The organism is Streptomyces sp. NPDC087859 (assembly GCF_044742595.1).
Classification (GTDB): Bacteria; Actinomycetota; Actinomycetes; order Streptomycetales; family Streptomycetaceae; genus Streptomyces; species Streptomyces canus_F.
Map to the genome: position 1 here is coordinate 69,134 of NZ_JBIUUU010000022.1, position 13,850 is coordinate 82,983.

9 protein-coding genes are annotated in these 13,850 nt (G+C 72.5%); 6 read left to right on the top strand and 3 right to left on the bottom strand.

Annotation, left to right across the window (positions count from 1 at the left end; genetic code table 11):
• Window positions 1–13: 13 nt before the first annotated feature.
• The 4 genes from ACIOHP_RS40885 to ACIOHP_RS40900 all read left to right on the top strand — a co-directional run bounded on the left by ACIOHP_RS40885 (window position 14) and on the right by ACIOHP_RS40900 (window position 5,845).
• On the top strand, window positions 14–2,392 hold the full coding sequence (locus ACIOHP_RS40885; RefSeq protein WP_401895434.1) for a SpoIIE family protein phosphatase: 2,379 nt from the start codon (window positions 14–16) through the stop codon (window positions 2,390–2,392).
• A 104-nt stretch (window positions 2,393–2,496) separates the two neighbouring features.
• A complete protein-coding gene (locus ACIOHP_RS40890; RefSeq protein WP_401895435.1) occupies window positions 2,497–3,789 on the top strand; it encodes a serine/threonine-protein kinase in 1,293 nt (430 codons plus the stop codon).
• Between the two features lie 80 nt (window positions 3,790–3,869).
• Window positions 3,870–4,514: a DUF4232 domain-containing protein gene (locus tag ACIOHP_RS40895; RefSeq protein WP_401895437.1), complete on the top strand. Its 645-nt coding sequence runs from the start codon at window positions 3,870–3,872 to the stop codon at window positions 4,512–4,514.
• A gap of 74 nt (window positions 4,515–4,588) precedes the next feature.
• Window positions 4,589–5,845 carry an arsenic transporter gene (locus tag ACIOHP_RS40900; RefSeq protein WP_361550088.1) on the top strand — a complete coding sequence of 419 codons (1,257 nt, stop codon included), beginning with the start codon at window positions 4,589–4,591 and terminating at the stop codon, window positions 5,843–5,845.
• Window positions 5,846–5,854: 9 nt separating this feature from the next.
• Here ACIOHP_RS40900 and ACIOHP_RS40905 read toward each other — a convergent pair whose 3' ends face one another.
• Both ACIOHP_RS40905 and ACIOHP_RS40910 read right to left on the bottom strand, forming a co-directional pair.
• The gene (locus ACIOHP_RS40905; RefSeq protein ID WP_401895439.1) at window positions 5,855–7,723 is read right to left on the bottom strand and encodes a ricin-type beta-trefoil lectin domain protein; all 1,869 of its coding nucleotides are present in this window, start codon (window positions 7,721–7,723) and stop codon (window positions 5,855–5,857) included.
• Between the two features lie 311 nt (window positions 7,724–8,034).
• Window positions 8,035–8,949 (bottom strand): helix-turn-helix domain-containing protein, encoded by a 915-nt coding sequence (locus ACIOHP_RS40910; protein ID WP_401895441.1) that lies wholly within the window; start codon window positions 8,947–8,949, stop codon window positions 8,035–8,037.
• A gap of 63 nt (window positions 8,950–9,012) precedes the next feature.
• Here ACIOHP_RS40910 and ACIOHP_RS40915 point away from each other — a divergent pair, with 63 nt between their 5' ends.
• Complete coding sequence (locus ACIOHP_RS40915; protein ID WP_401895442.1) at window positions 9,013–9,819, top strand: phytanoyl-CoA dioxygenase family protein; 807 nt, start codon at window positions 9,013–9,015, stop codon at window positions 9,817–9,819.
• An 88-nt stretch (window positions 9,820–9,907) separates the two neighbouring features.
• Here the strand turns inward: ACIOHP_RS40915 and ACIOHP_RS40920 are convergent, their stop codons facing one another.
• Window positions 9,908–10,876: an aldo/keto reductase gene (locus tag ACIOHP_RS40920; protein ID WP_401895616.1), complete on the bottom strand. Its 969-nt coding sequence runs from the start codon at window positions 10,874–10,876 to the stop codon at window positions 9,908–9,910.
• Between the two features lie 178 nt (window positions 10,877–11,054).
• Between ACIOHP_RS40920 and ACIOHP_RS40925 the strand changes: the two genes are divergently transcribed.
• The gene (locus ACIOHP_RS40925; RefSeq protein ID WP_401895445.1) at window positions 11,055–13,802 is read left to right on the top strand and encodes an AAA family ATPase; all 2,748 of its coding nucleotides are present in this window, start codon (window positions 11,055–11,057) and stop codon (window positions 13,800–13,802) included.
• Window positions 13,803–13,850: the final 48 nt, after the last annotated feature.

Consider the following 13,850-nt stretch of genomic DNA (forward strand, 5'->3'; position numbering starts at 1 on the left):
TGGAGTGGCGACGATGAGCCCGGACTACCCGTTCGACGATGCCGCGACGGCACGGGCTGTCATCGACGACCTCGGCACGGTGCGGGAGTGGAACGGCGGCGCCGAGCGCCTGCTGGGCCACCCCGCTCCTGAGGTCGTAGGTCACCCCGCCGCGAATCTGCTGGTCAGCGGCGATCCGGACACGCTGTTCACGCCCGGGGGCCCCCGCTGGGACGGCACCGTCACCCTCCGCCACCGCGACGGCGGCACCGTGTCCGTGTGGCTGCTCGCCCACCACAGCCGCTCGCGGGACGGCACACCGGGTCACTGGCTCGTGGTCACCCCGCTGGAGGACACCGCCTCCCCGGACGGCCCCCTCGCCACGGCGGCGCTCGTCCAGTCGCCCTGTGCCGTCGCGGTCTACGACGAGCGGCTGCGGCTGAGACGGGTCAACGACGCCATGGCCGAGGTGATCGGACTGCCCGAGGAGCGCATCCGGGGCCTCAGGCTGTCGGAGATCGGCGGCAAGCCGGAGAGCGCGGAACTGGAGCGGCATCTGCTGCGGGTGCTCGCCTCGGGCCGCGCCGAGGACGTCCAGACGTACATGCGGACCGGCGGGGAGCGGTCCGCGCACGCGTGGCTCGCCCGGATGGCCCCGGTCACCGACGCCGAGGGGCGGGTGCGGGGGGTGTGCCTGGCGGCGCACGACTTCACCGAGAACTACCTCGCCCGGGAGCGGCTCCAGCTGGTCAACGAGGCGAGCGTGCGCATCGGCTCCACCCTCGACGTCACCCGGACGGCGCAGGAACTCGCCGACGTCTGTGTGCCCGCGCTCGCCGACTTCGTCAGCATCGACCTGCTGGATCCGCAGGAGAACGGCGATCCGCCGCCGGTGCTCACCGCACCGATCGGGCTGCGCCGGGCCGCGCACCAGTCGGTCAACCCCGGCACCCCCGAGGCCGTCGTCAAGCCCGGTCAGCTGGAGTCCTATCCGGCCACCTCACCGCAGGCCGACTCGCTGGTGGCGGGCGGCACCATCGTCGCCACCGTGGCCTCCGGGGAGCTCGACCAGTGGCTGTCCTGGGACCCCGCGCGCAGCGAGCGGGTCCAGGAGTACGGCATCCACTCGACGATGTCCGTACCGATCCAGGCCCGCGGCCTGACCCTCGGAGTCGCGGTGCTGACACGGTTCCGGCGGCCGGACCCGTTCACGCCCGACGACGTACTGCTGGCCGAGGAGGTGACGGCCCGCGCGGCCGTCTGCATCGACAACGCCCGCCGTTTCTCCCGCGAGCGGGAGACCGCCCTCGCCCTGCAACGCAGTCTGCTGCCCCGCAAGCTGCCGCGCACCGCCGCCGTGGACGCGGCCTCGCGCTATCTCCCGGCGGCGCGGGCCGGGGTCGGCGGGGACTGGTTCGACGTGATCCCGCTGTCCGGGATGCGGGTCGCCATGGTCGTCGGGGACGTGGTCGGCCACGGCATCCAGGCCTCGGCCACGATGGGCCGGCTGCGCACCGCCGTACGCACACTGGCCGACATCGACCTCGCCCCCGACGAGCTGCTCACCCACCTCGACGACCTGGTCGTCCGGCTGTCCGCGGAGGCCGGCGGCGAGGGCAGCCCCGGCGAGGTCGGCGCCACCTGTCTGTACGCGGTCTACGACCCGGTGTCGCGGCGCTGCACCCTGGCCCGCGCCGGACATCCCGCGCCGGTGATGATCGCGCCGGGCGGTGCGCCGCGGCTGGTCGACCTGCCCTCGGGGCCGCCGCTGGGCGTGGGCGGGCTGCCCTTCGAGTCCGCCGAGCTGGAGCTGCGCGAGGGCACGGTGCTGTCGTTCTTCACCGACGGCCTGATCGAGTCCCGTGAGCGGGACGCCGACGCCGGTCACGCACTGCTGCGCGAGTCCCTGTCGGTGGCTTCGGAGTCGCTGGAGGAGACCTGCGACCGGGTCCTGCACACCCTGCTCCCGGCGGGCGGCTCCGCCGACGACGTGGCGCTGCTGCTGGCCCGCACCCGAGGGCTGCCCGCCGCCCAGGTCGCGACCTGGCACATCCCCGCCGACCCGGCGCTCGTCGGCCCGATCCGCAAGCAGGTCGTCGACCAGCTGGGCACCTGGGACCTCCTGGAGGCGTCGTTCACCGCGGAGCTGGTGGTGAGCGAACTCGTCACCAACGCCATCCGCTACGGCGCGCACCCCATCCGGCTGCGGCTCATCCACGACGAGACCACGCTGATCTGCGAGGTGTCGGACACCAACCACACGGCCCCGCATCTGCGGCGCGCCAAGACCTGGGACGAGGGCGGCCGCGGACTGCTCCTGGTCGCCCAGCTCACCCAGCGCTGGGGCAGCCGGCACACCACCGAGGGCAAGACCATCTGGGCCGAGATCGGTCTCCTCGACGAGGACGGCTGACGGACGCCTGCGGTCCTCAACGCGCCTGTTTTCCGGGCCACTTGGAGCGGCTGGTCCGCGCCGCCTCCTCCGCGTCCGCACGGCAGAGCAGGCATGATGACCGTATGCACTCCGTCGAGCGCATCGGCCGCTACCGGATCGAACGCCCCCTGGGCACGGGCACGTTCGGAACCGTGTGGCTCGCACACGACGACACACTCGACGCACCGGTCGCCGTGAAGGTCCTCGCCGACACCTGGTCGCACCGACCGGACATCCGCGAACGCTTCCTGTCCGAGGCCCGGTTGCTGCGCCGGGCAGGGTCGCGGCGGGTGGTACAGGTCATCGACATCGGCGAACTGCCCGATGGAAGACCGTACTTCGTGATGGAGTACGCCGACGGCGGCACCCTCGCCGATCTGCTCGACGACGGTCCGCTTCCCGTCCCCGAGGCGCTACGGCTCACCGCGCTCGCGGCCCGCGCCGCAGCCGCGCTGCACGACGTGGGCCTCGTGCACCGGGACCTCAAACCGTCCAGCCTGTTGCTGCGCACCGGCCCGGACGGCGCCCGGGAGGTCGTGCTCGCCGACCTCGGGCCGGCCGGGACGCCGTGCGAGCCGCACGCGGACACCGACGTGCGGGCCGATGTGTACAGCCTGGGCGCGGTCGGCTACCACCTGATCACCGGCAGCGTGCCGGGCCCGCCGGGGGAGGTCGTACGGCCGGACCGGCTGCGTCCGGGCCTGGATCCCGGCGTACGGCGGGCCCTGATGCGGGCGCTGCGGACGGACCGGGGGCGCCGCGTGCCCGACGCGCGGGCCTTCGCCGAGGAGCTGGAGCGGCTGGCGGCGGGCCCGAAGCCGCGGCGGCGGCGCCACCGGCTGCTCGGTCTGGCGGCCGGGGCGGCCGCGGCCGGCATGGCCTTCACGCTGATGGACCATGGTCCGGCGCCGACCGAGCTGCGGATCCAGGACGCCACCGGCCGGGTCGAGGCCGTGGTGCCCGCCACGTGGGCCGGTCAAGTGCGTGGCTCGGGATGGGATCCGCGCGTGCTGGGTCTGCCCGCCGGTCATCAGCCGGGTTTCGCCGTCGCGGACGATCTGGCGCGGTGGCAGGATCTCGGTGCGGACGTCGACGGAATGTTCGTCGGCATGGTCGGGCGGGGCGAGGTCACGGCCCTGGTGAACGCCCTCACCCATCCCGGCTGTCACTACGACGGGGCCCGCGACCACACCCTGTCCGTGTGGCACGGCCGGGTACGCACGTGGAGTGACTGTCCGGGCGGCGGTTCCGTCGTCGAGGCCGGGCTGACTCCCCCGGACGGCAGCGGGCAGCCGCAGATGTACGTGCAGATCCGGCAGCAGGGCGAGCCGTCGGGCATCCGGCGTGTCCTCGGCTCGGTCCGGGTCGGGGGGTGACCGCGCGAACTTTTCCGGCCGCGCCCGCATCGGACCGTCATGACGGGGCACACCGCGCCGTACGAGGAGTGTGAAGAGTCATGGTGAACACCTACCGGTCGGCTCTGTTCGTGAGTGCGGCCGCGCTGCTGAGCCTGCTGACCGCCTGCGGTGACGGCGGCGACTCCGCGTCCGCGCCGAGGACGCTGCCCGGCACGGCCGCCCCGGCCACCACCGACGGGACGACGGCCGCGTCCTCGGTGGAGCCGACCGCCACAGCCGCGACGCCCTCCCCCGCCACCAGCACGCCCGGCACGCCCGGCAGGAGTGACCGCTGTCACACCTCCGAGCTGGAGGCCACGCTCGGCCGCAACGACCCGGGCGCGGGGCAGGAGAACTTCCCCGTGATCCTGACCAACACCTCGTCCCGTACCTGCATCGTCCACGGCTATCCGGGCGCCGCGTTCGTCGACGCCTCCGGCAGGCAGCTGGGGCCGGACCCGGAGCGCACCCCCGGCACGCCGGCCACCGTGAAGCTGGCGCCGGGGCAGAACGCGTGGTCGGGGATCACGTTCTCCAACCCCGAGATCAGTGGGGCCCGTACCGCCAACCCGGACGCGCTGCTGGTGACCCCGCCGGACGAGCGGGACCCGCTGAAGGTGTCGTGGTCGGCCGGCGAGGTGCCGGTGTCCGGCAACGAGTCCACGGTGTCCGTCACGCCGTTCGACCGGGGCCCCGGCTCCTGACCCGGTAAGGGGGTCTCTTACCCGGGCCTGCTTTCATGGACGGGCACGGCTCGACCACGCTCTAAGGATCACCGCTGAACACCCCGCTCGCCGAAACCCTGTCCATAGCGCTGCTCGCCGCCGTACTCGCCTGGGCCGTCGTCCGCCCCAAGGGCCTGCCGGAGGCGGTGCTCGCCGTCCCGGCGGCGGGGCTGGTGATCGCCACCGGGGCGATCTCCCCGGACCACGCGTGGGCGGAGGTCGAGCGGCTCGGACCGGTGGTCGGCTTCCTGGCCGCGGTGCTGGTCCTCGCCCACTTCTGCGATGTCGAGGGGCTCTTCCGGGCCTGCGGAGCGTGGATGGCCCGCAGCTCCGCGGGGCGCCCCGGCCGACTGCTGACCGCGGTGTTCGCGCTCGCGTCCGCGATCACGGCCGTGCTCAGCCTCGACGCCACCGTGGTGCTGCTGACGCCGGTCGTGCTGGCCACCGCGGCCCGCAGCGGGGTCCGGGCCAAGCCGCACCTCTATGCCTGCGCGCACCTGTCGAACACGGCGTCGCTGCTGCTGCCGGTGTCCAACCTCACCAACCTGCTGGCGTTCGCGGCGAGCGGGCTGAGCTTCACCCGGTTCGCGGCACTGATGGCGCTGCCCTGGCTGGTCGCGATCGGTGCCGAGTACCTGGTGTTCCGGCGCTTCTTCGAGGACGACCTCAAGGCCTCCGCGACCTCGTCCGACACCGGGGAGACGCCCGGGCTGCCGGTGTTCGCGCTCGTCACCGTGGGCTGCACGCTGGCCGGGTTCGTCGTGGCGTCGGCGATCGGCATCGAGCCGGCGTGGGTGGCCCTCGTGGGTGCGCTGGTGCTGGCGGGGCGTGCGCTCGTGCGCCGGCAGGCCACCCCGCTCACGGTGGTGCGGTCCGCCGCTCCGGGGTTCCTGGCGTTCGTGCTGGCGCTCGGCGTCGTCGTGCGCGCGGTCGTCGACAACGGGCTCGCCGACGCGCTGCGGCACGTCCTGCCCGAGGGCTCGGGACTGGTGGCGCTGCTCGGGATCGCCGCACTGGCCGCCGTCCTGGCGAACCTGATCAACAACCTGCCCGCGGTGCTGGTCCTGCTGCCGCTGACCGCCACGGCCGGTCCCGGGGCGGTGCTCGCGGTGCTGATCGGGGTGAACATCGGCCCGAACCTGACGTACGCCGGATCGCTCGCCACCCTGCTGTGGCGGCGGATCGTGCAGCGGCACGGGCACGAGGTCGGGCTCGGGGAGTTCACCCGGCTCGGTCTGCTCGCCGTCCCGGCCGCGCTGGTGCCGGCCACGCTGGCCCTGTGGGTGTCGCTCCAGGTCGTCGGGGTGTGAGCCGGGCGGTCAGCGCCGGTCGCCGTACCCGCCGTAGCCGTATCCGTACCCGTAGCCGCCGCCGTATCCGCTGCCGTACTGGCCGTCCCAGGAGCAGTAGTACCCGTAGCAGGGCATACCGCTGGGGTACGACGGGCTCGTCGGGGTCGGCTGAGCGGTCGACGGACTCGGGGACGGCGTCGGTGAGGCCTTCTTCTTCGTCGGCGTGGGGGTGGGCGTGGGGGTCGCGACGGGGGTCTTCCGCGCGATGTCGCTCTGCGCGTCCCAGTTGACCACCTCCATCTGGAGGTCGGTCTTGGAGGTGTCGAACACCCAGCGCTGGACGGCGATGTCGGCACGGGACTTGAGGACCACGGCGCCTGTGCCGTCGGTGGCGGCGGGTGTCAGGGCCAGGTCCTGGTCCCAGCGCGGCACCAGGTTGCCCTGGAGGGTGAAGTCGTAGCGGATGTTCTTGGTCTCCGCCTTGTCGGCGCCGGTGCACGGGGCCAGCCGCACCGAGTAGCCGAGGTGGGAGTCCAGGCACAGGTCCGGGTCCGCGACGCTGCTCAGCGTTCCGTCCGTCTCGTAGGTCCACTGCTGGTCGGTCTTCGAGGAGCACTTGGTGACCTCGGTCTCCGCGCCCTTGACGGCCTTCTTGCCGACGACGCCTATGCAGAGTCCGGAGTCGACGTTGTGCAGCCGGCCGCGCAGCGTGCCCTCCACGTCCTTGCCGGAGCCGACCCACGAGGAGTCGGAGGAGGACTTGCCCGCTCCGGCGCCCGGCGTCTCGGAGGCCTGGGTGCCGCCGGCCGAGGTGGTGCCGTCCCCACCGCTGAGGACCGACCACAGGACCAGGGGCAGGACGACCAGCCCGCTGACGGTCAGGACCGCGGCGGCGAGGTTGCGGCGGCGGGCGGCGGCACGGCGGGCTTCCTTGCGTGCCGTACGCGAGGGGCAGGCACCACGGGCCGCGCGCGGAGCGGCGGGGGTCACATCGAAGAAGGACTCGCCCGGCACGACGGCGGGCGGAGCCTGCGGCCGCTCAGGCGCCGGAGCCGGCGCCTCCCGCACAGCGGTGCGGAATTCCGCGTAGGCGCGGCCGCCCCACCCGAGGACCGCTTCGGCCAGGGCGACGCCGAGTCCGTCGTTGAACTGCTGGAGCTGGTCGGCGGTGTCGCGGCAGTGCTTGCAGCGGTCCAGGTGTGCGCGCAGATCGGGGTCGACGTCGACGCCACCGCGCCGGTAGGTGACGTCCAGCATCCTGACGTAGCTGCGGCATTCCTGTTCCGGGGCGAGTTCGCGGTGCACATGGAGGCATTCCTCGCGCAACCGCTCCTGGGCCCGGCGCAGTTCGACGCCGGCGTCCTCCTCGTCCAGCCCCAGCAGGGAGGCCGGGACGGACAGCGGTTCGGCCTCGACCTCGCTGTGCCACAGCAGGCAGCGGGCCGACTGGGGAAGCCGCTGGAACGCGCCGGACAGCAGTCGTCGCTCCGCGGGCGGCAGCAGACGGGCCGCGGCGCGGTCCCCGTCCCCGGTCCCGGAGCGCAGCTCGGGGTGGAGCTGTTCACGTCGGTGGTCGCCGTCCCACTCCGCGGCGATCCGGCGCACGGTGACGAGCAGTTGGGGACGCCAGGCGGCCGTCGGCCCGTTCTGCCGCAGGGTCTCACCGAAGAGCCGGGTGAAAGCCGCGGTCGTGAGCATTCCGGCGGACCGCGCGCTGTCGGTGCACAGCCGGGCATAGGCGAAGGCCGCCTCCCAGTGGCGGTCGAGGAGTTCACCGACGGGATGGAGCGCGGGCGCGGCTCCGGTCCACTTCTTCAGCTCAGCGCTGAGTTGTTCGTCCGTGGCGTCGGCATTCACGGCTGCATTCCTCTCGGGGGCATACAAAACCAAGTCCATACCAAGGGGTATGCGGTCCCGACGACGACAGCTCTTGTGAAGCGTGGGGGACGTACGGGAGCGGTCAAGGCGGGCGGATTTTAATGTCTGCACGCCGACAAGGCATAACCTTTGCACAGGTCAGCGAGATGTAACAAGAGATCATTCAGTTTTGTGCATTGCGTGCGCGGCCAGCCCTATTGACGGCTCGTCAATAATTAGAACCGATCCATGACGCCTTATCGACGCCGTTATAGAGAACGATTTTCACCAGGCGTCGGCCCCAACCATTGAACAGCCACTCCACCCCGCGTACAGCAGGTCTACGCACGTCACGCCCCAACCATTGGGCCGCCCGCCCGGTACACGCCGGGCGTCATACCGAATCGCTCCCGGAAGACCCGGTGGAAATGGAAGGGGCTCACGAAGCCCGAAGCCGCCGCGACCCGTTCGACAGGCAGGCCGGTGGCCTCGAGGAGCCGCGCGGCGTGCCGCAGCCGTGCCTCGCGCAGCGCTCGCATCGGGGACTCACCGACCTGGCGGGTGAACAGGTGCGCCAGCCTGGAGGGCGACAGCGAGACGTGCGCGGCCAGCGAGTCCACGGTGTGCGCGGCACCCGGGTCGGCTGCGAGGAGCTCCTGGACCCGGCGGACACGGGGGTCGAGGCCCGGTGCGGGCGTCGGCTCCCGCGCACCGGCGGCCATGAGCAGGACGACCTCCTCCAGGGCGCACAGCGCGAGCTCACGGGCGGCGGTGTCGTGCGCCACGGCGATCCGGTCGTCCGGGACGGCCGCGGACTTCACCGCACCCGGCCGGCGGGCGTCGACGAGCATACGGCGGAACGCCGCCTCGACCCGGTCCCGCGGCGTGGCCGCGGCCGAGGTGACGGCATACACCCCGTCGCCGGTGCCGTAAGGGATCAGCCAGGGCAGCCACGACGGCCGGGCCTGGCAGTGCACCCACCAGAACCGCCAGCGCCGCGCGTCCGGTGCGACGCCGTAGCGGTGCGGGACACCCGGCGCGAGCACGACCAGGTCCCCTGCCGCGGCCTGTGCGGTGGTCGCGCCCTGCCACAGCCTCCCCTGGCCTCCCGTGGTCCAGGTGAACAGCCAACTGGCCGACCCCTGCGGTCGGTTGATGTCATAGCCTCGCGCCTCGTCGAAACGGCCGAGCATCACGAGGCCCGGCGGCGGCGCGGGGACGTCCGGCGCAGCAGTCTCAGGCAGTCCGTCGGCGGTCACGGGCATCCTCCCGGGATGTGGGCCGACCTAGCGTGACATGCGGAGGACACCCGAGCGAGGAGTGGACGCATGACCGTCACAGGCAGCACCCCCATCCTGACCGAGGCCGGGCTGCGGCAGTTCCGGGAGGACGGGTTCACCGTCGTACGGGGGCTGTTCGGATACGACGAGATCGACCGGCTGTGCGGCGAGTTCACGGCACTGCACGCGGCCGGGGCGGTGCCCGGGCACTTCGAACCGCGGGGCGGCACGGATCCGCTGGGTGTGTACCCGCGGGTGATGCAGCCGCACGAGATCAACGCGCGCGCCCGGGACGTGCTGCTCGACGCGCGGTTGCGGGAGGTGCTGGAGACGCTGTTCGACGAGGAGGTACTGGCCGCGCAGAGCATGTTCTACTTCAAGCCGCCGGGAGCACGGGGGCAGGCGCTGCACCAGGACAACTTCTATCTGCGGGTCGAGCCGGGCACGTGTGTCGCGGCGTGGGTGGCCTGCGATGTGATCGACCGGGAGAACGGGGGGCTCGAAGTCGTGCCCGGGACGCACCGGATGGACCTGTTCTGCCCCGAGGAGGCGGACGCGGGGGTGTCGTTCGCGCGGGAGTACGTGCCGCCGCCGGCGGGACTGACGGCGGTGCCGGTCGACATGGCGCCGGGCGATGTTCTGTTCTTCAACGGGAGCCTGGTGCACGGGTCGCAGCCGAATCGCAGCGACGGGCGTTTTCGGCGGTCGTTCATCGGTCACTACGTGGGGCGGTCGGCCGAGCGGATCGGGGAGTACTACCGGACAATGTCGATGCGGGGTGACCGCGTCGCTCTGGCGGAGAGTGAGGGTGCGGGCCCTTGCGGTACGGAGTTCGCACCGCAGGGGGCCCACTAGTCATCTCGCGGCCGCGGGTCGTGGGGGCTGGTCGCGCCCACGCGGCGGTAGCCGCACATCGATACAGCCCCACGCCCCTGAGGCAGGTTCAGTGGCCGGAGATCGGACGTGCCGTGTACGGCTGCTCCAGTTCCTCCATCTCCTTCTCGCTCAGTTCCAGTTCCACCGCCGCCACCGCGTCCTCGATGTGATGCGGCTTGGCGGCGCCCACGATCGGTGCCGCCACCGTGTCCTGGTGCAGCAGCCAGGACAGGGCCACCTGGGCGCGGGGGACGCCTCGGTCGGTCGCGATGCGGGTGACCGCCTCGACGATGGAGCGGTCGCCCTCCAGGTAGAGACGGCCGCCGAAGTTGTCGCCCGCGCTGCGTTCGGTGACGGTGCCCCAGTCACGGGTCAGCCGGCCGCGGGCCAGGGGGCTCCAGGGCAGTGCGCTCACGCCCTGGTCCGCGCACAGGGGCAGCATCTCGCGCTCCTCCTCGCGGTAGAGGAGGTTGTAGTGGTTCTGCATGGACACGAACCTGGTCCAGCCGTGCCGCTCGGCCGTGTACTGCATCTTGGAGAACTGCCAGGCGTACATCGAACTCGCCCCGATGTAGCGCACCTTGCCCGCCTTGACCAGGTCGTGCAGGGCTTCCATCGTCTCCTCGACGGGGGTGTGGGGGTCGTAGCGGTGGATCTGGTAGAGGTCGACGTAGTCGGTGCCGAGACGGCTCAGACTGTGGTCGATCTCCGCCATGATCGCCTTCCGGGACAGTCCGGCGGCGTTCGGCCCGGTCCGCATCCGGCCGTTCACCTTGGTCGCCAGGACGATCTCGTCACGGTTCGCGAAGTCCCGCAGCGCCTTGCCGACGATCTCCTCGCTGGTGCCGTCGGAGTACACGTTGGCCGTGTCGAAGAAGTTGATGCCGGCGTCCAGCGCCTGCCGGATCAGCGGCCTCGACGCCTCCTCGTCGAGGGTCCACTCGTGGACGCCGCGGTCGGGCAGGCCGTAGGTCATGCACCCCAGACAGATCCGCGACACGTCCAGGCCGGTCGAACCGAGCTTCACGTACTGCACCGTTGCTGCTCCCGCCTTCCGGATGGTCATGAAGGGGAGCGTACGGCGTGAGGTGCGCGCGGGGCCCGAGGTGTCAACCGTTCCCGGGACACGGCTCGTCCGTAATTGGTTGAATGACGGGACTTCACCAGAACTCCAAGTCTTCCTCACAACTGAGGCCTCCCTGAAGGGCGTTCACGTGATCCTCAAGGGACGGCTCAGAGAACGCAAAGAGCTCGAAGGCCTGGTGTCGGCCCTGCGAGAGGGGCTGAGCCGGGTGGTGCTGCTGCGCGGTGACGCCGGCGTCGGGAAGACCGCGCTGCTCGACCACGCGGCCTCCGAGGGCGCCGATCTGCGGGTGCTGCGGGTGGCCGGAGTGGAGTCGGAGTCCGGGTTCCCGTTCGCCGCGCTGCACCGGCTGCTGGTGCCGGTGACGGAGGGGCTCAAGGAACCGGGTGCGCTGCCCGTCACCCAGCACGAGGCGCTGCGGGTGGCATGCGGACTGGCCGACGGGCCGGCCCCCGACCGGTTCCTGGTGGGGCTCGCCACCCTCACCCTCCTCGCGGAGGCGGCGAAGCGGCGGCCGGTGCTGGCCTGCGTGGACGACGCGCAGTGGCTGGACGACGAGTCCCTGGCGGTGCTCGCGTTCGTGGGCCGGCGGGTGCACGCGGAGGGTGTCGGGCTGCTGTTCGCGGCGCGGACGGGGTTCGAGGCGCCCGCGGGACTGCCCGTCACCGAAGTCGCCGGTCTGGAGGAGCCGTTCGCCCTGGAGCTGCTGCGGGAGACGGTCGCCGGACCGCTCGACGCACGCGTCGCGGCACGCATCGTGGCGGCGACACAGGGCAACCCGCTCGCACTGGCCGACCTCGGCCAGGAGCTGACCGCCGACCAGCTCTCCGGCTCGCTCGCACTGCCCGAACCGCTCCCCGTGGGGGGCCGGTTGGAGGCGCACTACCTGCGGCGGGTGCGTGCGCTGCCGGCACCCTCACAGATGTGGCTGCTGCTCGCGGCCGCCGAGCCCGGCGGCGACCTCGGCTATGTCACGGGGGCCGCGCGACGGCTGGGGATCGGGCCCGAGGCTTCCGGTCCGGCGGAGGCGGCACGGCTGGTGGTGGTGCGTTCCACGGTGGAGTTCCGGCATCCGCTGGTGCGCTCCGCGGTCTACAGCGGAGCCACCAGTGTCGAGCGGGGGCGAGCCCACGAGGCGCTGGCCGAGGTCACCGACCGCCCGGCGGACACCGACCGGCGAGCCTGGCATCTCGCCGCGTCCGCGATCGGTCCGGCCACCGCCGTGGCCGCGGAGGTGGAGCGCGCGGCCGACCGGGCGGGTGCCCGGGGCGGTTTCACGGCCCGGGCCACCTTTCTGACCCGGGCGGCCGAACTGACGCCGGAGGGCGGGCTGCGCGCCGGACGGCTGCTCGCCGCGGCCGAGGCCGCGCTGGCCGCCGGGGCGGCGCTGCAGGCGGAGGCGCTTCTCGACGCGATCGACATCGGGTTCCTGGACGACACCGAGCAAGGGCGGGCGCTGCTGGTCCGCGCCCATGCGGTGTTCGCCCTCGGTGACGCCGGATCGTTCGCCCTGGCTCCGGCGCTCTGCCTGCGTGCCGCGCGGGCCCTCGCCGACCGGGCCCCGGACCTCGCCCGCGAGGCTCTGCTGCGGGCGGTCGACCGGGCCATCACCGCGGAACACCTCATCCGCGACACCACGGTGGCCGAGATCGCCCGCACCATCGACGACCTGCTGCCGCGCACCGCCGACGCCACCGGATCCGACCTGGTGCTACGGGCGTTCGCCGTCCTCGTCATCGACGGCTACGAGGAAGCGGTGCCGCACATGCGGCGCGCCCACGCGTACGTGCTGAACTCCGGCACCCCCGACGAGGAGGTGCTGCGCACCTATCTGCCCACCGTCACGCTGTCGATGATGCTGTGGGACGAGCAGGCGCAGAGCGCCGTGATGGAGCGAGCCGCGGACGTCGCCCGTCGTACCGGCGCCCTGTTCCAGCTGGACAGCGCCCTGTACTGCACCGTCATGCACGAGACGATCCTGGGCCAACTCGCCACGGCCGACGACGCGTTCACCCAGGGCCACCAGATCCGCACGGCGATGGGCGCCACCGAGGACCTCTGGGAGCTGTACCGCCATCCGGAGCTGCTGGCCTGGCGCGCCGAGACGACGGATCTGGAAGCGGTCCTGCGTGGGTCGATGGAGGCCGGCACCTGGCTGGGCAACGGCGCGGTCGAGTCCATCGCCCGGATCGGCATGGTGATCCTGGCCCTGGGGCAGGGCGACTACGCCCGGGCCCGCACCATCACCCACGAACTGACCGGGCACGACCTGATCGGCTTCCACTCCCGGCTGCTCCCCCCGCTGATCGAGGCGGCCGTCCGCTGCGGCGACCGTGTCCTGGCCACCTCGACCCTGGGTGTCCTCGCCGCCCGGGTCGCGGCCACCGACACCCCGTGGAGCCGCGGTCTGCTGGCGCGCTGCCAGGCCCTGCTCGCCACCGCGGACGACGCCGAAGCCCTGTACCGCAGGTCGATCGCCCTGCTGTCCGGCACCCGGGCCCGGGCCGACCTCGCCGTCACCCACCTTCACTACGGCGAGTGGCTGCGCCGCCGCAAGCGCCGCAAGGACGCCCGTGAACAGCTGCGTACCGCCTGGGAGTTGTTCGACGGGATGCGTGCCACGGCGTACGCGGGCCGGGCGGCCCAGGAGCTGGCCGCGACCGGCGAGAGCCCGGGCCGGGCGACGGCCGGAAGGACGGGTGCGCTCACCCCGCAGGAGCTCGCCATCGCCCGGCTCGCCCGCGGCGGCGCGACCAACGCCGAGATCGCCGCGCAGCTGTTCATCAGCGCGAGCACCGTCGACTACCACCTGCGGAAGATCTTCCGGAAGCTCGACGTACGGTCCCGGCGGCAGTTGAGGGAGACACCCGGACTCTGAGGCCGGTCACGACTACGCGCTCCACGGGGTTCGGCACCACCGTCGGTC